This is a genomic window from Streptacidiphilus jeojiense (assembly GCF_000719095.1).
Classification (GTDB): Bacteria; Actinomycetota; Actinomycetes; order Streptomycetales; family Streptomycetaceae; genus Streptacidiphilus; species Streptacidiphilus jeojiensis.
In genome coordinates, this window is the sequence record NZ_JOEH01000039.1 from 58,689 (window position 1) to 78,267 (window position 19,579).

Below are 19,579 nucleotides of genomic sequence, written 5' to 3' on the forward strand. Positions count from 1 at the left end.
GCGTCGCGTGGGGCGGCGCTGTTCGGGGTCGAGGGCGGCAGCGGTGTTCGCCGCCGCCCTCGTCCTGTGCCTGCCGGCCTGTGGGAGCCGGCTGCCGGAGCGCGACTTCGCCGCACCGGGCCCGACCGGGGCCGGGGGCGCCGCGGGGGCGACCGCGGTCGGATCCGGGGCCGGGTCGGGAACCGCTTCCGGCGCGGCCTCCGGACCGCCGGTCACCGTCGGCATCGTCACCTCGGCCACCAGCCTGCTGGGCAGCGGGACGTTCAGCGGGCCGCTCTACGGCGCCCAGGCGTTCTTCCGCGCCCTGGACGCCGCCGGCGGCCTGGGCGCCGGGGCCGGGCGGGGCGGTCGTCAGGTCACCGTGGTGACCTGCGACGACGGCGGCACCGGCAGCGGGAACCAGAGCTGCGTCCACAAGCTCATCGACCAGGACCATGTGGTGGCGCTGGTCGCCACCAGCGCCCTGGACTACGCGGGCGCCCCCTATGTCAGCGCCCAAGGCGTTCCGGACATCGGCGGCGAGCCGATAGGCACCGCCTACGACCGCTACCCGCACCTCTACTCCATCGACGGCAGCTCGGAGCCGCGCGACGGCAAGGCCGTCGGCTGGAACGGCACCGAGTACCTCACCACCGAGGTCTACCGGTACTTCAAGCAGAAGATCGGCCTCAGTCGCGCCGTGGTGGTCAACTACGACCAGGCCGACTCGTCCCGGTACGCAGCCCAGGTGACGCAGGGGCTGAAGGCGGAGGGCTACCACGTGCTCAACGAGACCGTGGACTTCGCGCTGCCCGGCTTCGCCGCGGTCGCCGCGGCGATGAAGGCCGACGGGAGCCAACTGCTGCTCGACGCCATGGACACCCGGGGCAACGTCGCGCTGTGCCAGGCGATGGCGGCGGCCGGGGTGACCGTGACGGCCAAGGTGACCACGGGGCTGAACTGGAGCGCGCAGACCGGGACCGACTACCAGTCCGTGCCCGGCTGCCTGAACGCGCTCTGGGTGACGTCGACCAGCCGGTCCTACACGGATGTGCAGTACCCGGCGGTGGCCGCGTTCCGGGCCGCGATGAAGCGTTACTTCCCGTCCAGGGAAGGACAGTTGTCGCAGTGGGAGCTGGAAGGATGGGCCGCGGCGCAGTGGTTCGCCGACGCGGCCGGCTCCTGCGGCGCGCAGATCGACCGCGGCTGCCTGGACCGGTACATGCAGCGGCCGCAGCCGTACGAGGCGCACGGGCTGCTCGTGCCCACCTCGTTCGTGCCGCAGCCCGACCCGCCGAAGGGGCTGCAGCGGGCCTGCCTGGACGTGGCGCGGTGGGAGCGGGGAGGGTGGGTCACCCAGGTGCCGGACATGGACACCAACTGCTTCGACGTACCGGCGCTGCCCTACCGGCCCTGACCCTTGGGCAGTAAGGGGTCAGGGGGTCTGCGCGGCGAACTGCTTGAGCGCCTTGGCCGACAGCGGGGGCCCGACGCCGACCAGCGAGGTGGACATGCTCATCGGTTGCGGGGTGACCGCCCGCAGCAGGAACTTCCCGCGTACCCCGGGACCGCTCACGCCGCCGTGCGGAGCGGACAGAAGGTACACCGCCCGGGTGTGCGGGGCCAGCGACGCGGGCCCGGAGAGCACCTTCCAGTAGTCGGAGATATTGGCCCCGGTGCTGGTGGCGAAGTGCGGGGTGAGGGTGGTCCCGGTGACGTTGTCGACGTTGACCACCAGCTGCTTCACCGTGCCCGCCAGCGCCTGGACGCCGGTCACCCCGTTGGTGGCCCTGATCGAGGTCACCCGCATGGACAGCGGTGGGGGAGTGACGATCGCGCCGACCAGCGCGGCCGCGGCGGGCAGCAGCAGCACCGGCACCAGCAGTGCCCGGGCCGTGCGGGTCCGCAGCAGCGCCGGCCGGGGGTGCCAGGCACGGTCGAAGTCGGTGGAGCTGACGGTCGCGGCGGCGAGCACCCACAGCGGCACCGTCAGGTCGAAGTAGTCCTCCTGGGAGCGGGCCGACAGGTAGAACACCAGCCAGGGCATCACCGTGACGGCGAGGCCGAGTCGCCGCGGGAAGATCACCAGCAGCACCAGCATGGCCATGCCCAGCAGCAGTCCGGCCTCGCTGTAGAGGTGGATGTTGCCACTGCCGTCGCGGAAGTAGTACGAGATGCCGACCAGGCCCTGGCCACTGGGGATGGCCTTCTGGAAGATCGGGGTGAAGACCCCCTGCAGCCAGGCGTAGGGGCCCTGGATGATGAAGGGGAGGTTGATCAGCGCGGCGACGCCCAGGGCGATCGCCACGTACCGGCCCACCAGCCGGAGCGCGTCGCGGGCGGGCATCTCGCCGCGCCGGATCAGGTAGAGGCCGACCACCAGGAACGGTGCCAGGAACCAGGTGAGTTGGTGCAGGCAGATGGCGATGCCCAGGCAGACCGCGCGGACCACGCCCCAGCGGCCGAGCTTCCCGCCGCGTCCGGTCCGCTGCCAGTAGGCGACGGTGATCATCAGGAACGGGAGCTCCATGCAGCCCGGGTAGCCCATCTGGGCATAGCTGGGCAGCCAGCCGAATCCGTAGCAAACGATCACGGAGACGGAGCGCCAGGGAGCGGGCAGCAGCAGGAACATCACCACCGAGGCCAGCAGCAGCATCGCGGTGGCGGCCAGCCCGGCCGGGGGGTGGCTGAGCCCCAGGTACATGGGGACGGCCGTGAAGATCGGCCCGAGCGGGGGGTAGTCGAGCCCGGTCGCGGCCCCGCCGTTCATCAGCGGGGTGGTGCCCACATGGAAGAGCGAAAAGATCTGCGGCCACTGGGTGCCGTAGATGTGGCCGCCGTGCAGCAGCGTCCTGGCCGCCATGTCGACCAGCGAGCCCTCGTCGGTGCCGTAGTAGACGTGGCTGGAGGGGCCGGTGGTCGGATGCGCGGCGGTGACGGTGAAGAAGCGGTTGACGCACTCCAGCGCAGCCACCAGCAGCGCGGCGCAGTCCACCAGGATCATCGCGCGCCGGGTGCGCACCGACAGCGCGAGCACCCCGAGCACGACGATGGCGCCGAAGTAGAGGATCACCGCCAGGGCGTGGACCTGCTGGTTGATGATCGTGCGGTTCCAGACGTCCCGGGCGCCGATCAGCATGCTGGAGCAGGCCAGCACCGTGAGCATCCGGTTGACCTGCTCCGGGGGCCGGTGCAGGGTGCCGGCACTGGACCCGAGCCAGCCGGGGATGCGGAAGCCGGTGAGGAACCCGGAAGACGACGCGTCCTGATCGGACTGGTTCCCGCCCTCGTCCGGCGGGGGCGAACCGGCACCGGCGGAGCTGACAGGTGAGACAAGAGGCACGGCCGCATCATGGCATGCGAGATGGGCGGTATTGCCCGGATGAGAAGGTGTTCATTCCGCATTCTTATGCTTGTGACCTGCACTGATGCGGTACGTCACCTCCTCGGGCGGAATCACCCGGACGGGGGGCGCACGGAGTATCCCCTGCGCTCGGGGCGGGGGCCGGTGGGACGGGGTTGACGCGGCCGGGACCCTGTGGATCAGCTGACCGCGACCTGGGAGAAAGCCGTACGTGAGTCGCATCAGGGTCGCGTCCGGGTCGGATCCGATTCGGATCCGGGTCGCGTGCGACCCGTGCCCGGGCGGCGTGCCGGCTGGATGCGGGCGGAAGCGGTGCCGCAGGGGAGAATGGCGCGAGAGCGCACGAGAGCGCACACGTGCGTGGGCACCGAGAGGACGTACACCCCATGGGCAACCCCGTCGACCAGCTGGTCGATCTGCTGGACCTGGAGCAGATCGAGCTCAACATCTTCCGGGGGCGCAGCCCGGAGGAGTCGTTGCAACGGGTCTTCGGCGGCCAGGTGGCCGGGCAGGCACTGATCGCGGCCGGGCGCACGGTGGCGGCCGACCGTCCGGTGCACTCCCTGCACGCCTACTTCCTGCGGCCGGGGATCCCGGGGGTGCCGATCGTCTACCAGGTCGACCGGATCAGGGACGGGCGCTCGTTCACCACCCGGCGGGTGCTCGGCGTCCAGCAAGGGCGGACCATCTTCGCCCTGACGGCCGACTTCCACCTGCCGGAGGAGTCGCCGTTCGAGCACCAGCTGGCGATGCCGGAGGTGCCCGATCCGGAGTCGCTGCCGACCGCACTGGAGGAGGTCGGCTCGGTGCTGGGCGAGCTGCCGCCGTTCATCAGCCGTCGCCAGCCCTTCGACATCCGCTACGTGGACCGGCTCCGGTGGACCCAGGAGGAGCTGAAGGGCGTCGAGCCGCGCAGCGCGGTGTGGCTGCGGACCAACGGCGCGCTGTCGGACGATCCGCTGGTGCACGCCTGCGCGGTGACCTACGCGAGTGACATGACCTTGCTGGACGCGGTCCGGATCCCGGTGGAGCCGCTGTGGGGCAAGCGGCACTTCGACATGGCCTCGCTGGACCACGCGATGTGGTTCCACCGGCCGTTCCGGGCCGACGACTGGCTGCTCTACCAGCAGGAGTCGCCGGTGGCGGTCGGTGGACGGGGGCTGGCGCGCGGTCAGCTGTTCGACCGGCAGGGGCAGCTGGTGGTGTCGGTGATGCAGGAGGGGTTGTTCCGCCGGATCGCGGAGTAGCCCCGGGCAGGGGCGAGGGAAAGGGCGCGCCGCGGACGCGAGAAGATGACACGTGCCCAAGGAACAGACCAGCAGTGCAGCCAAGCCCCCGCCGCCCGAGTCCATAGCCCCTGTCCCGGCCCCTGCCGCGGCCGCGGCCCCGGCTTCTTCCGGCTCGTCCGGTCGGCTGCGGCGCCTGGCGCGCACCGCGCTCGCGGACGTCACCCCGCTCCGCACCAGCGCCCACTTCCGGCGGCTGTGGTTCGGGCAGAGCGTCTCGTCCGTCGGACAGCAGATGACCGCACTGGCCATCTCGGTCCAGGTGTACGCGCTGACGGGATCACCCTTCGCGACCGGACTCGTCGGTCTCTGCTCGCTGATCCCCCTGGTCGCCTTCGGCCTCTACGGCGGCGCCATCGCCGACACCATGGACCGGCGCAAGCTCGGCCTGTACGGCGCGTCGGGCCTGGCGGTGCTGTCGGCGGCACTGGCGGGCCAGGCCTTCCTGGGCGTGCGGCAGGTCTGGGTCCTCTACCTGGTGGTGGCGCTCCAGGCGGTGTGCTTCGCGCTGAACGCGCCGGCACGGGCGTCCATGGTGCCCAGGCTCGTCCCCGCCGAGCAGCTGCCGGCGGCCAACGCGCTGTCCACGGTCAGCATGAACCTGGGGCTGACGGTCGGGCCGATGCTGGGCGGCCTGCTGATCGGGGTGTGGAGCTACCAGGCGGCCTACCTGGTCGACGCCATCGCCTTCAGCGCCTCGCTGTACGCGATGTGGCGGCTGCCGTCGATGCGCCCGCAGAGCAGCGGCAGCGGTGGTGATGGGAAGGCGGACGGGGCCCGTCCCCGCGCCTCGGTCCTGGACGGGCTGCGCTTCCTGAAGGACCGCCCCAACCTCCGGATGAGCTTCATGGCCGACCTCGCGGCCATGGTCTTCGGCATGCCGCGCGCCCTCTTCCCGGCCCTCGCGCTGCTCCTCTTCCACGGCGACGCCCGCACCGTCGGCCTGCTGGCCGCCGCCCCCGCGGTCGGCGCGCTGCTGGGAGCGCTGTTCTCCGGCTGGGTCAGCCGGGTGCACCGGCACGGCCTCGCGGTCATCTGCGCGGTACTCGCCTGGGGGCTGTCGATCGCCGGCTTCGGCCTGGCGCGCCATCTGTGGCTGGGCCTGCTGCTGCTCGCGGTGGCCGGCGCGTCGGACACCGTCAGCATGATCTTCCGCAACACGATCATGCAGGCAGCGGCCCCGGATGACATGCGCGGCCGGCTCCAGGGCGTCTTCGTGGTCGTCGTCGCCGGCGGCCCGCGCCTGGGCGACTTCGAATCCGGCACGGTCGCCCAGCTCACCTCGCCCACGTTCTCCGCCGTGAGCGGCGGCCTGGCCTGCGTCGCCGTCATGCTCCTGCTGACCGCCCGCTACCCCTCCTTCGCCCGCTACGACTCCCGCCACCCGACACCCTGAGCCGCCGCCCCGAGCGCCGTCCCACTGCCCGCCGCCCCTCTGACCAGCGCATCCGCCGCCCGAACCCGATCCGAAAGGCGTGCGCGAGCACGGGCCGCCGTGCTGTATTGTTCTTCCTGTGCCCGGGAGACCGGGAACAGGCCGCAGAGCCGCAAGGCACCGCAGCCTCGGGACGTGGCGCAGCTTGGTAGCGCACCTGACTGGGGGTCAGGGGGTCGCAGGTTCAAATCCTGTCGTCCCGACAGTGAACGGAAGCCCTCCGACTGGACGAAAGTCCTAGTCGGAGGGCTTTTGCGTGACAGGGCGTCAGAAGCGGGCCGAGCCCGGCGGCGTCCAGTCAGGGGGGTTGGGGACCAGCTGGGGACCGGAGCGGTCACACGAGGCGCATCGAGGCTCACGCTCTGCGCGCGGAATTTGTCATTCCGGGGATTTTCTGGAACGCGGGTGACAAATATCGGCGGCGTGGCCAGAGCGTCCTCGCGATGAATTGGTGAACACTCCGTACTGGCCGCCGCGGCGTCGTGGCGACGGACTCGCGCTCGAATTCACGGTTCCCTATCTGCTGACGTCGCAGTGCCTCTGAGCAGACTCGCGATGAGTCCGCTGGCCGGTCGGCTTTCGCTAGGATCGGCGGATGGTTCGCAGCGCGAAGAGGGCACGACGTCTCGTGGTCGAGGGGGAGGTCTTCCTCTGGGCCTTGAGCCACAGCCATCGCGTCCTGGGCAACGGCCAGTACGAGGACTGCTGCGAGACCCTCGTCATCCGACGGTTCAAGGCGGCGGGCAGTTTGCGCATCGTGTTCCCGGCGGGAGCTGATCGTTTTGTCCCGGACGGGTACCTTGTGCCGTCCGGGGCAGTCGGCACGGAGTTCGGCAGGACTATGAACCTGCATGAGCCGGGCACTGTCAGGGCGATGCTCGACGTAGCCCTGAGTCGGGGTTGGCAACCCGACGATCCCACCGCCGAAGAGGTCGACGGATGGAGCATCTTCGACGAGGTGACCCGGCATCGCGGAGCGACTTCGCCTCTCTGAGCTGCCTAGTGCACATCGCGGAGGTGCTTGTCGCTGTGCGCGACGACGACTGTTCCTGGTCTTGACACCGAGGGTCTGGCACGTAAGGGGTGGTGGCGCGATGGTGCTGAGCGGACGCAAGTTGGTGCTGGTCGGGGGTGCGGTGGCGTTGGCGGTCGCGTCGCCGTTCACGCTGGGGTCCAGCTTCCGTCACAGCTTCTCCGCCGTTGCTGACTGGTTGTGCTGCCGGGACTCATGAGGGGGTCGCCCGGAGGCGGTAGGTGAGGACGCCGGCCGGGACGGCGACGGCCAGCAGGTCGTCGGCGAGCGGTGCGGCCCGGAGCGTTTCGTGGTGGACGGGGATGATCAGGACGCAGTTGCCGGCGTCCAGGTCCCAGAGGCGGACGGTGCGATCGGCTCCGCCGGAGGTGACCAGGTAGGAGCGGGCGGCGACGGTCATCGTGGTGATGGCGGTGATCCAGTTCCCGGTATGACCACGGAGAGTGCAGCGAGGCTCGCCCGTGAGCAGGTCCTGGATGTGGACCGTGCCATTCTTCTCCGCGTGGGCCACCAGCGGGCGGTCCCGGAGCATGAAGGCGAAGCCGTCGTCACCGTCCGCGGGGTGCAGACCGGTGGGTGCGGGGTGCCAGGCGGCGGCTTCGGCGTCCCAGATCCGCAGGCCGTGGTTTCGGCTTCGGCCGACCATCGCGGGGTGGCCGTCGATGACGACCCGGCCGAGCCAGGTGGTGTCGGCACCGCACGGGCTCTGCTGTTCGAGTCGGCCGGTGGCGGGGTCCCAGGTGCGGACGTCGTACTCGTCGCCTGCCGCCAGAAGGGTCCTGCCGTCGCGGGTGAACGGGCAGAGCAGCGAGGGGCCCTCCTCCCAGCGGCGCTCCAGTCGGCGAATCTGGCGGCCGGTCGCCGGATCCCACAGGCGGATCGTTCCGGCGTCGTAGACGCTGAAGGCGCCGGCGAGCAACGGTGCTCCGGCCACCGTGAGTTCGACGATGTCGGCGATGCCGAACAGGTATCCCCGGCGCCGGTGGAGCGGTGTGCCGGTGGTCGGGTCCCATATGCGCACCGATTGATCGGCGACGCTGATGAGTCGGCCGCCGACGGCCCAGACGCCGAGGACCTCGTCGGTGTGGCCGCGGTGGCGTGCTCGGGGAGGGGTGTGCTGGGGGTCCCAGATCCGCACGGTTCGGCTGTGGCCGTCGGCGCTGGCGAGCAGGGTCCGGCCGTCGTGCTCGAACGCGCACAGCGCCTCGATGGGGCTGCGCTCGCCCGTGAGGCTGTGGACCAGTTGACCGGTCGCCGGATCCCAGAGGTGGATCGTGCCGCGGTACCTCTCGGAGATCGCCAGCAGCGGCCTGCCGTCGAGGCGCAGCAGACAGGTGGACTCGACCCACTGGGAGGGGGCGATGAACGCCTGGAGCAGCGCCCCGGTGGTCGGGTCCCAGACGCGTACCGTCTTCTGTCCGATCCCGAGGAGGACCTGCCTGCCGTCCAGGTCGAGTGGGCGCACGTCGCACACCCGGTCGAGAGTCCGCTCAACGAGCGACCCGCACTCGATCGTCAACTGAAGCTCGCCGGTGAGCGGGTCCCACAGCCGGGCACGGCCGTTGTCCATCTCCTTGTCGTAGCCCGCACTGGCTACCAACGTCCTGCCGCCGACGGTGACGGCGCACACGCCCGAGGTCGTGTGGACGTCGGGATGGTGACGCCAGAGCTGCTCGCCCGTGGCCAGGTCCCACACGCCCACTCCGGCCTTGCCGCAGCGCGTGGCGACGAGCGTCCGGCCTTGGGCCTGCAGGGCGCTCATCGCGTGGTCGGCTTCGGGGAAGACCTGCCGGATCCGGCCGGTCGCCGGGTCCCAGAGAGCCGCCCCGGCGTCGGTGGCGCTGGCGACCAGGCCCTCCCCGCACACCTCGACGCGTGACCCGCCGCGGTAGCCGGGAAGGACCAGCAACTGCCTTCCGCTGTCCGGATCCCAGGTGCGCACTGTCCCGTCCTGACCAGCGCTGACCAGGACCCCGGTCAGGGCGAGTACGGTGGTCACCTCGCCGGAGTGACCGTGCAGGACGCGCAGTTGCCTGCCGGTCGCAGGGTCCCAGATGCGCATGGTCCCGTCCTGGCTGGCGCTTGCCAGCAGTGTCACTCCGGCTGGTGATTCGAAGGCGCACACAGCCCGTACCGGACCGGTGTGACCCTCCAAGATCTCCCGTTCGGTCCGGGGCACGATTGAGGCCCATGCAGTCTCGACGAGCATGCGGTCACGCTAGCAACTGCGCCCGCGCACCGGGTCGGTACCTGTCGCGCAGGGATGGCTCGACCCCTGTGTAGCGGGCCGGTCCTACAGGCGGCTTCCGCGCAGGTGCGCGCGCAGCAGGTTGGGGTCGGTGGCGGTGGTGTAGGCGGCGCTGAAGACGTCCACATCGTTGCCGTGCAGGGCGATGGAGGTGGGGCCCTGGAGTCCGTCGGAGGCGTCCAGAACGGTGGTGCTGGTGCCGTCGGGCTGGATGAGCACGACCTGGTTGGGGCCGTTGAGCGCTGCCAGGACCTGGTCGCCGCGGCCGGTGAAGGCGAAGTCGTCAAGGCCGACCAGTCCGGATGCCCGGACCTGGGGCGATCCGGCGCGGTTGCGGGTGTCGATGGGGATCCGCAGGAGGGTGCCCTTGTCGAGGTTGGTCACCCACAGCGCGCCGTTGTGGACCTTGGCGCCGTTGGCGCCGAGGAACCCGGTCGAGGCGAGTTCGGGGGCGGTGGACCACGCGGTGGGGGTACCGCCGGTGGTGGGGACGGTCCACACCGTGCCGAGCACTGAGTCGGTGATGTAGAGCTGCTTGCTGTTCTGGTCCAATGCCAGCCCGTTGGGCAGGCCGGTGGCGGGCAGCGCGGCGATGCGCTGCGGGGTGTGCCCGGGACGGATCCGCCACAGCCCGGTCAAGTCGGCTGTGCCGGTCGCGTACAGCACATACAAGGTGCCGTCCGGGGTGCGGACGATCCCAGTGGTCAGAGCGAAGCCGAGAACCGGCGTGTGGACCCCGCCGTCCGCGGGCGCGGGCAGGGTCGCCAGGATGCGAGTCCGGCCTCCCGGGGTGATCTGGGCGACCTGGTGGGCGGCGGCGAAGGTGACGTCCGCTGTGCCGTCCGGCAGCAACGTGACGTTCTCCGGCGTCTGGCCTGCGGAAAGGTCGAAGTGGTCGGCGATGCGGACATCGGTCAGCGCACCGCGGGCCGACGGCGTGGCGCCGGCCGGTGCGGCGGCGGTAAGGGTTGCCGCGGCCACGAGGAGCGCCGAGACGGTGGTCATGATGCTTCGCTTGGACATGGTTGTTCCTCTACTGGTTTTGGGCATGCGGCAGCCGCGTTGCGGTGCCGTAGTTCGGGGAGCGCGTCGTGGGCGGCGGTGCCGCTGAGCGGAGCGCGCGGCTGTGTTCAGGGCAGGCAGGGACGCAGGGACAGGCGAGCGGAGCGCTACGGCGATGAGCACGTAGCGGGCTGCGATCGGGCTGCGGAGGGGCCCGGGTCAGCCCGTGCTGGGGGGCTCGGCGTCGTGGTACTGCGGGGCCGGGTCCCGCGGTGCGGAGGCGTAGGCGGAGGTGTGGGCGGTGGTGTGGGCGAGAAGTGCCAGGGCTGTGGCCGAGGGGGAACCGGGGACAGCGGTAGCCACCACGAGAACCGGACCGTCGCCCTGTGGGCTCTGCAAGGTCTGCTGAGTGACGGTCAGGGATCCGACCAGGGGGTGGCGCATCTCGTAGTCGGCGCTGTCGCAGGCCAGGATCCGGTGGTCGGCCCACATCGTGGCGAACTGCGGGCTGCGCATGGTCAGTTCGCCGATCAGCGCGGCCAGTTGCGGATCCTCCGGGTACCGGCCGGCCGTCAGCCGCAGGTTGCCCACTACGGCCCTGGCCTTGGCGGGCCAGTCGGCATAGAGGTCACGGGTGTGCGCGTCGAGGAACACCAGCTTGGCCATGTTCGGCCGACGACCGGGGTCCTCGGGGCTGGTCGAATCGAGATGGCCGGCGAACAGTGCGTGGCCTTGACGGTTCCAGGCCAGGACATCGCTGCGTCTTCCCATGACGATGGCGGGTGTGCCATCGAGGGCTGCCAGCAGCGCGCTGGTCGCCGTAGTGATTCGTTCTGCCCGTGGCCGCGCCGCGGGTTTCCCTCCTTTCGGGGCACGCGCCAGGGTGTGTAGATGGGCACGTTCGGACTCGTCCAGTCGCAGGGCCCTCGCAATAGCGTCGAGTACCTCGGGGGAGGCGTTGCGTGACTGGCCCTGTTCCAGGCGGGTGTAGTAGGGCGCGCTGATGCCGGCGAGCATCGCGAGTTCCTCCCGTCGCAGCCCTGGCACCCGGCGCCGCTCACCGTAGGTCGGCAGCCCGAGGTCCTCGGGTCGCAGTTGGCCCCGGCGTACCTGGAGGAAGTCGGCGAGTTGCCCGTGCTTGTTCATGGTTCCGAGTATGCGTAGCTGCGGCGTTCGGTACCTCACCCTGCTGGGGTAGGTATCCGTGGGGTCTGGCTGGTCCCGACCGCGGGCCACAGGATGAGCTGCATGCCTCTCTCCCCTTCTCGCTCCCGGCAGGAACCCATGAACGCCGCAACCGACCTGCGTACCGCCGACTCGCCGCACCCGTTGGCCGGGCTCGACCTGACTCCTTTCGCGTTCACCCGGCGGTGCTGGGTGAACGCGAAACCCGATGCTCTCTATCGCCTTGTCAGCGACGTGGGTCTGATCGAGACGTGGAGTCCTAGCGCCAGCGCGGTGAGCTACGCAGCTGGCGACGGGCCCTGGGTCGGCGCCCGCTTCAGCGGTCGCAACCGCCGGGGCGGACGCGAATGGGTAACCGAGTCCGAGGTGGTGCAGGCCGATCCGGGGGCCGCGTTCGCCTTCGTCGTCGGTGGCGCCGACCACGGCATCGTGCGCTGGAGCTGGCACTTCCGCGAACAGGGCGACGGCAGCGTGGTCCAGCAGTCCTGGCAGTTGTTGCGCACTGATCCGGTCCTGGGTGACACCTGCGAGGAGGTCGAGGCGCTGCGTGACCACATGGCCGACAGTGTGGAGTCCACGCTGGTAGCCCTGGCCCAGTGGGTAACCTGCAACGCCGTGCCGTGATCGCAGGCGACATCGGGCCGTACCAGATCCTGTGGCCATGTCTGGGGGTCAGGGAGTCGCCGGTTCAAATTCTGTCGTCCCGGCCAGCATCACTGCGGGTCGGAGGCCGTTTCTGCCGGGAGGCGGGGGCGGCCTTTCGGGCTATCTGGGGCTGTGTTGTCGCAGGAAGTCGCAGAGCTCGGCGGGGCGGTGTACCGGGTCACCGGGTCGGCGAGGCGTACAACATCGCGTATCCGGGCGCGCCCGATCGGCCGCGCCAGCTGCCGCTCCTGTCAAGTTCGACGACTGCGAGCTGAGCCCTGAGGAGACCCTCATCGTTGCCACGGCGCTGAACGGCTTCTTGGAGCAGATACGCCAACTCGCCGCTCAGCTCGCCCGGATCCGGGCCGCCGATCCTGCGGCCTGGGCCTGGCGGACGTAGCGGCGTGCGGACCTACCGGATCACGAGCGTTGGACGTCGCCCAGCGAGTCGGCCTCGGCGTCGAGCCGTCGACGGGCTTCTTCGCTGAGAAAGGGAGTCAGGGCTCCGCAGTCGCGGCAGGCGCGCATGAACGGGGCGTCGTAGGTCGGCCGCCCCGCGAACAGTCGCTTCGGGCTCGGGTGTGGAGTCGGCGGCCGAGGCGGACGGCCTCGCTCTCCATGGGTGGCAGGTCAGCCGTATCCTGCGGAACCTGTCCCTGATCCACGTGATCGTTCTACGGTGTTCCCCATGGGGAAGCGGGACGGAACTGCAGAGTTGAGACACTCGTGGTCGCCGCGAGCACGGAAACTGGCGCGCAACGCACTCATCCTGGTCATCGCGGGCGTTCTGTTGCTGGTGGTCGCCGTGCTCCTGCTGCCCGGGCAGACGAGCAAAGGCAGCGTTCCAGGCTCGTCGGGATCCTCGGTCGACATCGCGGGAATCATCACCGCCGCCACCGGGCTCATCTCCGCCATAGCCGGACTCATTACCGCCATCGCCGCACTACGGGTCGCCAGAGCGCCACAGCCCCCGGCCGCACCGCCATCGCCCGCCGGCTACGGGCCGCCGTCGACTATGGGGGCACCGTCACCGCCGCAGACCTCCTTTGCACCGCCGGGCACAAATCCGTGGCACACGCCACCAGTGCCGCCATACCCGCCAGCCGGCCCGCCGAACTGAGCACAGGGAGGCTCCACGAACTGCCCGATTCCCGTCCCCAAGCCCGTCCCGGGCCGCGCCGGTGACCTGCGGTGGATACAGAATTGGTTACTCGGTCACCAGCCACGGCGCTGCGCTGGGCTATTGGGAATTCCGAGGAGGCTCGGCGGCGTACCAGTGTCCTCGCCGCTGGATCTCGCTGCCAGCGAGACGGCCCGCGCATCCGCGCCGCAGGGCGGCAGGCCCGGAGAGCGGCGGTGTGGGCGGAGTTCTTCGCCGAGGACCCCGGATTTCGCCGCCGCGAGCAAGACGCGATCAACACCGACCTCCCGCTGATCAGCCGCTACGCGTCTTCGTTTCGCGGCGGGATAGCGTGGAGCGGTGACACAGCTTGTCTTCGATGCTCAGACCTTCTTGAACTTCCGCGACTACGACTTCACGGAGCACGGCGGGCACGGCTACCGCTGGGTCGATGTGAAGTCATTCCGCATCCCACAGGACACCCAGGACAGCGAGCTGCTCACGGCGCTCATCGCCCACGAACAGTTCCGCGACGACTACGCAGGCGGCGGCGTCGAACCGTCCGGAACCCGCCACGGCCCATACTGGCTCAAGCACGTCACAGAACACTCCTACCAGCTGATCGGCAAGGCCGAGGCCCTCTCCAGGCTTCGCGACTGGGTCGACCAGCACGGCCCGGTCCCGGAGTCCCTGGAAGCGGATCTCGCCTCGCAGGTTTTCGCCATTGTCGACTCGGCCACCAGCTGCTACTCCCTGGGAGATCTGGGGAGCAAGGCCCTCCATGACTGGGGCGGCGTGCACGTCGACTTCCACGAGTACGTCGCCGTCGACCAAGAACGCTTGCTCTTGAGACTCGTCGTCGCCGCCGACGATTGAGGGCTGTCCGCTTCTCGGTTCGATGACCGAGACATTCAGCCAGGGCGGGGCACCCAGCCGGCGTCCACCACCTCACTGAACGTCCGGTTCGAGGCGCTCGCCGGCGAACTCCTCCAGGATTCGTTCGTAGCTGCCCCCGAAGGTGACGGTGGAGATGGCATCCAGCCGGAACTTCGACGGCCTGCGGTGCCAGCGTGCCTGCGGGTTCAACTCGTGCAGGCGCACTGATCGATGCCCGAGCCCCAGCACGACACCGATCCAGCACGCGTCCACCCACTTGGGCTTGCGCTCCATTGACACACAGACCAGACCGGGAAGCCGATCGTCCGGTGCGCACCCCGGCCACACGTTGGTAAGCCATGCCTGTTCCGTGGCACCCAACCGATCCCAGTGGTCCCGCAGTCGTTCTGCCAGCGTGGCCACCTCGGCTTCTTCCATGACTTCGTCCGGGCGCCACCATGCCATGACCTACTGACACGTGGTGCCACTGGACTCCCGCTGTCGACGGCAGGGCGGCCTGCCCAAGCACGAAGCGAGCCATCGGCTGAGGATCAGGGGGACAGCCCGCGTCCAGCCCATCATGGCCGTCGCGGCGGGTTGGCCGATTGCTCCGCGCACGGCAACGACCCGAGTGAGGTGCGGGCTGTTTTGATGCCTGGACAGCGGGTGCAGTTCGGGCATCAAGGTCGCCGCCGCGGTTGAGGGCAGCGATGAGCGTGATGTTGTGGGCCCGGCGACCGAAGGTCACCGGGCCCTGGTGGCTGGCGAGCGTCAGCTGTTGGGAGCTCCCGTAGCTCCCGTAGCTCCCGTAGCTCCCGGAGCTTCGGGGGCGTAGAGGGTAAGTGGCGTGCCTTCGACGGCGATTGCCGTGAGGCCGTTCTCGGTGCCGGAGGTGTGGTCTTCGGTGCGGTCCCAGCAGACGCCCTGACCTGCGGTGATCGTGGAGCGTGCGCCGTCCGGGCCGGCGATCCAACCGTCTCCGGTGATGACCAGGAACATCTGGGGCGATGTGGCGGGGTGGGTGCCGATGGTTCCGCCGGGTTCGACCTTCAGATGGGTGAGGTGGACAGGACCGCTCCCTGTGGCGATGCGCGTGGCGAGCAGGCCGACGCTCGCGTGCTGGGTGATGCGCCCTTCGTCGCGATCGAACTGGAAGATCTCCAAGAAGTCCCCTCCGGGCAGGTGCGGAAGGAAATGATCGTAGAGGTTTGAGTAGCGCTGCTGAAGGGCTTCGTGGGTGGGTGGTGCCCCGGGGCAGGAGGCCAAGCAGTTTATTGCGATGGCGGCGATGCCGTCTTGTAGCCGGGGTCGTTGCTGGGCGCGCCGACGAGTTCGATGATGCCGATCCGCTGGCCGCTGCGGACCACCGCTACGCCAAACGATGGCCGGCCCCAGCACTGCCCTACCTGCCATCGGACATCACCCGGGCCCCCAAGGATCGGCACAGAGTAGCGCTGTAGCTGCATCCTTCCCGTCGCCGTGCCAACACCCCCGTCACTGCTATTGCTGCGGAATCCGGAAGCGGATCTGATGCAGTGTTCGCGTATCGAGGACCGCTTCGGCGGCGGGCAGGAGGGATTCGATCGCCGCTGAGCTCTCCGGTGACGGCGGGCGGTGTCCGAGTGCGGCGAGAGAGAGCCAGTTGCGCAGGTCTGACTCTGCTGCGCGGGCAGTGTCCGGGTCGGGGTCGGTGATCAGCTGAAGGTCTGTTGCCAGGCGGGTCCAGGCGTCGCTCGCCCGGAGCAGTGTGATGGCTCGGCGGCGCAGCTCCGGCCGTTGCGTGGGGGCGAGCCAGTGGCGGAGCAGTGCATGGGGGAGGGGGTGGGCCGTAGCGGTGAGTGCTTCGACGACGGCGCGGCCGACCGAGGGGGAGTGGTCGTGCTCCAGCAGGGCGAGGAGGTCCGCTGTGGTCAGCGGAGCCAGCGAGGTGAGTGCGCGTAGCGCGGCCGCTCGGGCTTTGGGCCGGGGACTGCCCAACTGGATCCGGAACCAGGGGACGTCCGAGGCGTCGCCGCATTCGGCAAGTCCCTGGACAGCGCCGGCGCCGGCCAGGGCGTCGGCGCCGGCGCGGGCGAGCAGGTTGCGGCACTGGGCGGCGGGGTCCTGACCGTGGCTGCGGACCACCCAGCGTGCGGTCTGGCGCACCAGCGTGGAGCGGTCCAGCAGGAGGGGCACGGCCAGGTCCGGGCGCTGGCCGCGGCGCAGTACCGTGACCGCGGCAGCCCGCACCTGGGGGATCCGGGCGAGCAGTAGTTGCCGTACCACCACCTCGGCGCTGCTGGTGAGGGGAGCGTCGAGGGGTGGGACGCATTGCAGCAGGATGCGTTCGGCGGTACCACGCGCGACGCTGACGTCCGGATCCGTGAGCGCGAGTGCGACGAACTGGTCTTGGCTCACTGCGAGGTGTTGCGGTGCCTCGGCCAGAGCGCGGCGGCGGGTGCGGTGGTCGGGGAATGCGAACAGGCCCTGCCACAGGGCCGGTCCGGCGTCGGGCAGGCGATCAGCGGTCAGCCGGACGGCGACTGCTCCGCGCGAGCGCGGCTGGCAGGCCCAGGCCGTCGCGCACGCCAGACCCAGATCTCCGGGTGCAGCGTCGGCCAGCGCCCGTGCGAGGCGTTGTTCGGCGCGGTGGCGTACCGGCGGGGCCCAGTCCGAGCAGCGCACTACCAGCAGCGGCAACAGTGCCGGGTGGCTGTGTGGCAGCCGGTTCTCCAGCAGCGCCGCTTCGCGCTTGAGCCCGTCGCGCGAGCAGACCGAGACCGCCCACTGCCAGCCACCGGGCAGCAGGGCGTGCAGCCGGTCGTTGGTCTCGCTCGCACGGACCGTCCACCAGGCACTGCCTGTGCGCACGGCCTGATCGAAGTCGATCCACCACGCCGGCGGGAGCCCGCGCAGGTCAGCAACGCTCTCAAGCACGGCGAGGGCGTCAGCGAGCCCGATCGCGGACGGGAGGCCGCCGGCGGGGAACTCACGCAGCGCCGCCAGCACCGCCGCCTGCTCCGCGCGTCGGTCGTTGTTCGCTGCACTCGCCACTGATATCCCCGCCTTGGTACTGGTGACGCTGCTCCGGCGCTGGTCAGCCAGGGTATCCGGCCTTGGTGCCGAATTGCCACGCAGATTGTGGCTCGAGGCTCCCGGCCCGGGGGCATCGGTTGACTTGTCGCTGCGGCTAAGGATCCGTGGACCGGCCGCCTGCCGACAGCCGGGAGCTTGCGGGCTTCAGTGGATTCTTCGGCGGCTGCTCAGGCGGGGGCAGTTGGGGAGTGGCTGAGATTGAGGACCTGTTCGATCTTGGTCAGGGCCTGGTGGAAGTAGGCTTCCGCAGTTTGCGAGGATCCGTCGTACACCTGCAGGAAGGTGAAGGTCATGGCGACGTCGCCGATGTGTTCCAGCACGAGGTATCCGTTGAACGCCACGCCTTGGTAGGTGCCGTCCATGCGGCGGGCGGTGGACTGGGGGCCAGGGAAGGTGATTGGTGTCAGTTGGAAGCTGATGCTGGTGCCGCTCGACGTGACGGTCAGGTCGGTGCAGGAGTTCAGGGCGGCGGCTGCGGCGGTGTAGTCGCGGCTCAGGTCGGTCGAGTTTTCGGCGGTGAGTGTCTCTTCGATGAAGGGGCCGGTCGTACCGGCGGTGAAGAGCGCGTCCGCGTCCAGTCCCTGTGAGCTGGTGGATTGACTGCTGTTAAGCGCCTGGAGTTGTCCGCAGCCGCTGGTGCTGCTGGTATCGGTGGGGTGGGTGATGGGTTGCCGGCTGTATGGATAGCCGAGGTCGGCCTCGGTGAGCAGAGCCGCGGTGAGCATGCTCTTCGTAGGCAGCGTCTCGGACCCGGCTGGCGCTTGGCCCGTGCTGCTGGGCGTGGGCTTGGGGGAGCCAGTGGGTGATGTCGCTGTGGGCTCGCTGTTGAGTGCGCTGTTCGCGGAGTTGCCGCTGCAACTGGTGAGGGTGAGCGCGGTGGCCCCGGCCAGCGCGGCAACGGTGACGCTGAGACAACGCCAGCGACGGCATTGGATCACGGGAGCCTCCTGCTGCTGCAGGGATGCTGTCTATCAAATGTCCCACTGGGTGCAGGTCGGCGCTCGTCCGCGACAAACACATAGTGGCCGCCCTGTTGATCATCGACCGATCGGTGCGGGCGGCTGTTCACGCCGCCGGGTTTCCGGCGACGCAACATTCCACCGGGCGAATGGACGGCTGGTCGGGCTTTACTAGATGATCTATTCCAAGCATGTGGAAGGCAGTCGACTGCACAATCGTGGCTGTGACTGAGAATTTCGACGCGCTGGCCCGCTGTTGGTGGGAAGCTCAGCGGCTGGCCACGGGCACCCGTGCCGATCGAGAGCGCTGGGGCCGGGGAGAACCGTCTGCGGTGTTCGCGGGCTACGAGGCGGCCAGGGAGCGGATAGATCAGGGCGGCGTGCAAGCGCTGGAGTTCGTCGTGGCCCTGTTGCAGTCCTTCCCAGACGATTCCGGAGAGGCTGTTGTGGGTGCAGGGCCTCTGGAGGACCTCGTCACCCAATACGGGAATGAGCTCTCTCTGCAGATCGAGGCATTGGCGCGCCGCTGTCCGCCGTTCCGCCGGGCCCTGGCCTCGGTGTGGCTGGACAGCGGGACGCTGGCACCGGCGGCCGAGGAACGGCTGGCTCCGTGGATACCCGCGCTGCCTGCCCGTAAGCGCGTGGGCTCGTAGTCCAGGGCACCCGCGGCAGGCTTGTCGCTCCTGCGCAGTCGAAGTGAGGGAGTCCAACGTCGGTGTGTGAAGACAGAGTTGGACTCCCTCGCCACCGCACTCTATGTGAAGGCCGACGACCTGCTGAAGGGTTCGCCGCAGTTCGGCCCGTGGCGGCCGGCGGTGGGCATTAGCCCGCAGCTGAGCGACGCCGAACTGGTGACCCTGGCGATGATGCAGGCCATGCTCGGCTTCACCTCCGAGGCCCGCTGGCTGCGGCACGCCCACGCCAACCTGCGGCACCTGTTCCCCTACCTGCCCCAACAGCCCGGCTACAACAAACGCCTTCGCAAGGCCGCCGGCCTCATCCGGCGCGTCACCCGCACGCTGGCGCGGGACACCACGCTGTGGAGCGACGACGTGTGGGTCGTGGACTCCACGCCCGTCGAGTGCGGGCGCTCCCGCGAGACCGTCAAACGCTCCGACCTGGCCGGATGGGCCCAGTACGGATACTGCGCCATCGGAGAGAAGAACTACTTCGGCCGCGAGTTCGAGCAGCAACTGGCCGAACTGGACATCCGGCTGCTGCGGCCAGCCCGCAAGGGCGAGGCCGAGCGGCTCGGATCACAGCTGTTCAAGCTACTGCGACAGGTCATCGAATCGATCAACGAGACCTTCAAGGGCCAACTCGACCTCGAACGACACCGCGGCCGCACCCCTGGCGGCGTGGCCGTCCGCGT

At 69.7% G+C, this 19,579-nt stretch carries 16 protein-coding genes and 1 tRNA gene; 9 read left to right on the forward strand and 8 right to left on the reverse strand.

Features of this window, described 5'->3' with window-relative positions; genetic code table 11:
* The first annotated feature begins 43 nt into the window (after window positions 1-43).
* Window positions 44-1,396: an ABC transporter substrate-binding protein gene (locus IF29_RS0136920; protein WP_232242778.1), complete on the forward strand. Its 1,353-nt coding sequence runs from the start codon at window positions 44-46 to the stop codon at window positions 1,394-1,396.
* Window positions 1,397-1,414: 18 nt separating this feature from the next.
* On the opposite strand, the gene IF29_RS0136925 is transcribed toward IF29_RS0136920, so the two are convergent.
* A complete protein-coding gene (locus tag IF29_RS0136925; protein ID WP_051726519.1) occupies window positions 1,415-3,322 on the reverse strand; it encodes a hypothetical protein in 1,908 nt (635 codons plus the stop codon).
* A 407-nt stretch (window positions 3,323-3,729) separates the two neighbouring features.
* Between IF29_RS0136925 and IF29_RS0136930 the strand changes: the two genes are divergently transcribed.
* The 4 genes from IF29_RS0136930 (at window position 3,730) to IF29_RS0136945 (ending at window position 7,058) form a co-directional block, all read left to right on the forward strand.
* Entirely contained in the window at window positions 3,730-4,590 is an 861-nt protein-coding gene (locus tag IF29_RS0136930) for an acyl-CoA thioesterase (protein ID WP_030265170.1), read from the forward strand.
* A 52-nt stretch (window positions 4,591-4,642) separates the two neighbouring features.
* Window positions 4,643-6,025, forward strand: a complete 1,383-nt coding sequence (locus IF29_RS0136935; RefSeq protein ID WP_030265172.1) for an MFS transporter — start codon at window positions 4,643-4,645, stop codon at window positions 6,023-6,025.
* A 168-nt stretch (window positions 6,026-6,193) separates the two neighbouring features.
* Window positions 6,194-6,267, forward strand: a tRNA-Pro gene (locus IF29_RS0136940).
* Between the two features lie 392 nt (window positions 6,268-6,659).
* Window positions 6,660-7,058, forward strand: coding sequence for a hypothetical protein (locus IF29_RS0136945; protein WP_030265176.1), 399 nt, complete (start codon window positions 6,660-6,662; stop codon window positions 7,056-7,058).
* A gap of 232 nt (window positions 7,059-7,290) precedes the next feature.
* Here IF29_RS0136945 and IF29_RS0136955 read toward each other — a convergent pair whose 3' ends face one another.
* The 3 genes from IF29_RS0136955 to IF29_RS0136965 all read right to left on the reverse strand — a co-directional run bounded on the left by IF29_RS0136955 (window position 7,291) and on the right by IF29_RS0136965 (window position 11,493).
* Window positions 7,291-9,306 carry a WD40 repeat domain-containing protein gene (locus IF29_RS0136955; RefSeq protein ID WP_084715444.1) on the reverse strand — a complete coding sequence of 672 codons (2,016 nt, stop codon included), beginning with the start codon at window positions 9,304-9,306 and terminating at the stop codon, window positions 7,291-7,293.
* A gap of 84 nt (window positions 9,307-9,390) precedes the next feature.
* Window positions 9,391-10,368, reverse strand: coding sequence for a hypothetical protein (locus IF29_RS0136960; RefSeq protein WP_030265185.1), 978 nt, complete (start codon window positions 10,366-10,368; stop codon window positions 9,391-9,393).
* Window positions 10,369-10,566: 198 nt separating this feature from the next.
* A complete protein-coding gene (locus tag IF29_RS0136965) occupies window positions 10,567-11,493 on the reverse strand; it encodes a helix-turn-helix domain-containing protein (protein WP_030265188.1) in 927 nt (308 codons plus the stop codon).
* Window positions 11,494-11,631: 138 nt separating this feature from the next.
* Here IF29_RS0136965 and IF29_RS44130 point away from each other — a divergent pair, with 138 nt between their 5' ends.
* Both IF29_RS44130 and IF29_RS0136975 read left to right on the forward strand, forming a co-directional pair.
* Window positions 11,632-12,156 carry an SRPBCC family protein gene (locus IF29_RS44130; RefSeq protein ID WP_051726520.1) on the forward strand — a complete coding sequence of 175 codons (525 nt, stop codon included), beginning with the start codon at window positions 11,632-11,634 and terminating at the stop codon, window positions 12,154-12,156.
* 1,501 nt (window positions 12,157-13,657) lie between these two features.
* Window positions 13,658-14,173, forward strand: coding sequence for a hypothetical protein (locus tag IF29_RS0136975; RefSeq protein WP_030265194.1), 516 nt, complete (start codon window positions 13,658-13,660; stop codon window positions 14,171-14,173).
* Window positions 14,174-14,245: 72 nt separating this feature from the next.
* Here the strand turns inward: IF29_RS0136975 and IF29_RS46540 are convergent, their stop codons facing one another.
* The 4 genes from IF29_RS46540 to IF29_RS0136995 form a co-directional block, all read right to left on the reverse strand.
* Complete coding sequence (locus IF29_RS46540; protein WP_157624116.1) at window positions 14,246-14,611, reverse strand: hypothetical protein; 366 nt, start codon at window positions 14,609-14,611, stop codon at window positions 14,246-14,248.
* Between the two features lie 333 nt (window positions 14,612-14,944).
* Window positions 14,945-15,337 carry a cupin gene (locus tag IF29_RS46545; RefSeq protein WP_157624117.1) on the reverse strand — a complete coding sequence of 131 codons (393 nt, stop codon included), beginning with the start codon at window positions 15,335-15,337 and terminating at the stop codon, window positions 14,945-14,947.
* 336 nt (window positions 15,338-15,673) lie between these two features.
* Window positions 15,674-17,206: a HEAT repeat domain-containing protein gene (locus IF29_RS44135; protein ID WP_051726521.1), complete on the reverse strand. Its 1,533-nt coding sequence runs from the start codon at window positions 17,204-17,206 to the stop codon at window positions 15,674-15,676.
* 209 nt (window positions 17,207-17,415) lie between these two features.
* Entirely contained in the window at window positions 17,416-18,186 is a 771-nt protein-coding gene (locus IF29_RS0136995; RefSeq protein WP_157624119.1) for a hypothetical protein, read from the reverse strand.
* A gap of 245 nt (window positions 18,187-18,431) precedes the next feature.
* Here IF29_RS0136995 and IF29_RS0137000 point away from each other — a divergent pair, with 245 nt between their 5' ends.
* Together IF29_RS0137000 and IF29_RS0137005 are read left to right on the forward strand one after the other, a co-directional pair.
* On the forward strand, window positions 18,432-18,860 hold the full coding sequence (locus IF29_RS0137000; protein WP_157624120.1) for a DUF6869 domain-containing protein: 429 nt from the start codon (window positions 18,432-18,434) through the stop codon (window positions 18,858-18,860).
* A 66-nt stretch (window positions 18,861-18,926) separates the two neighbouring features.
* Window positions 18,927-19,579, forward strand: a 653-nt coding sequence (locus tag IF29_RS0137005) for a transposase (protein WP_037598115.1), incomplete at its 3' end; no start/stop codon positions are given.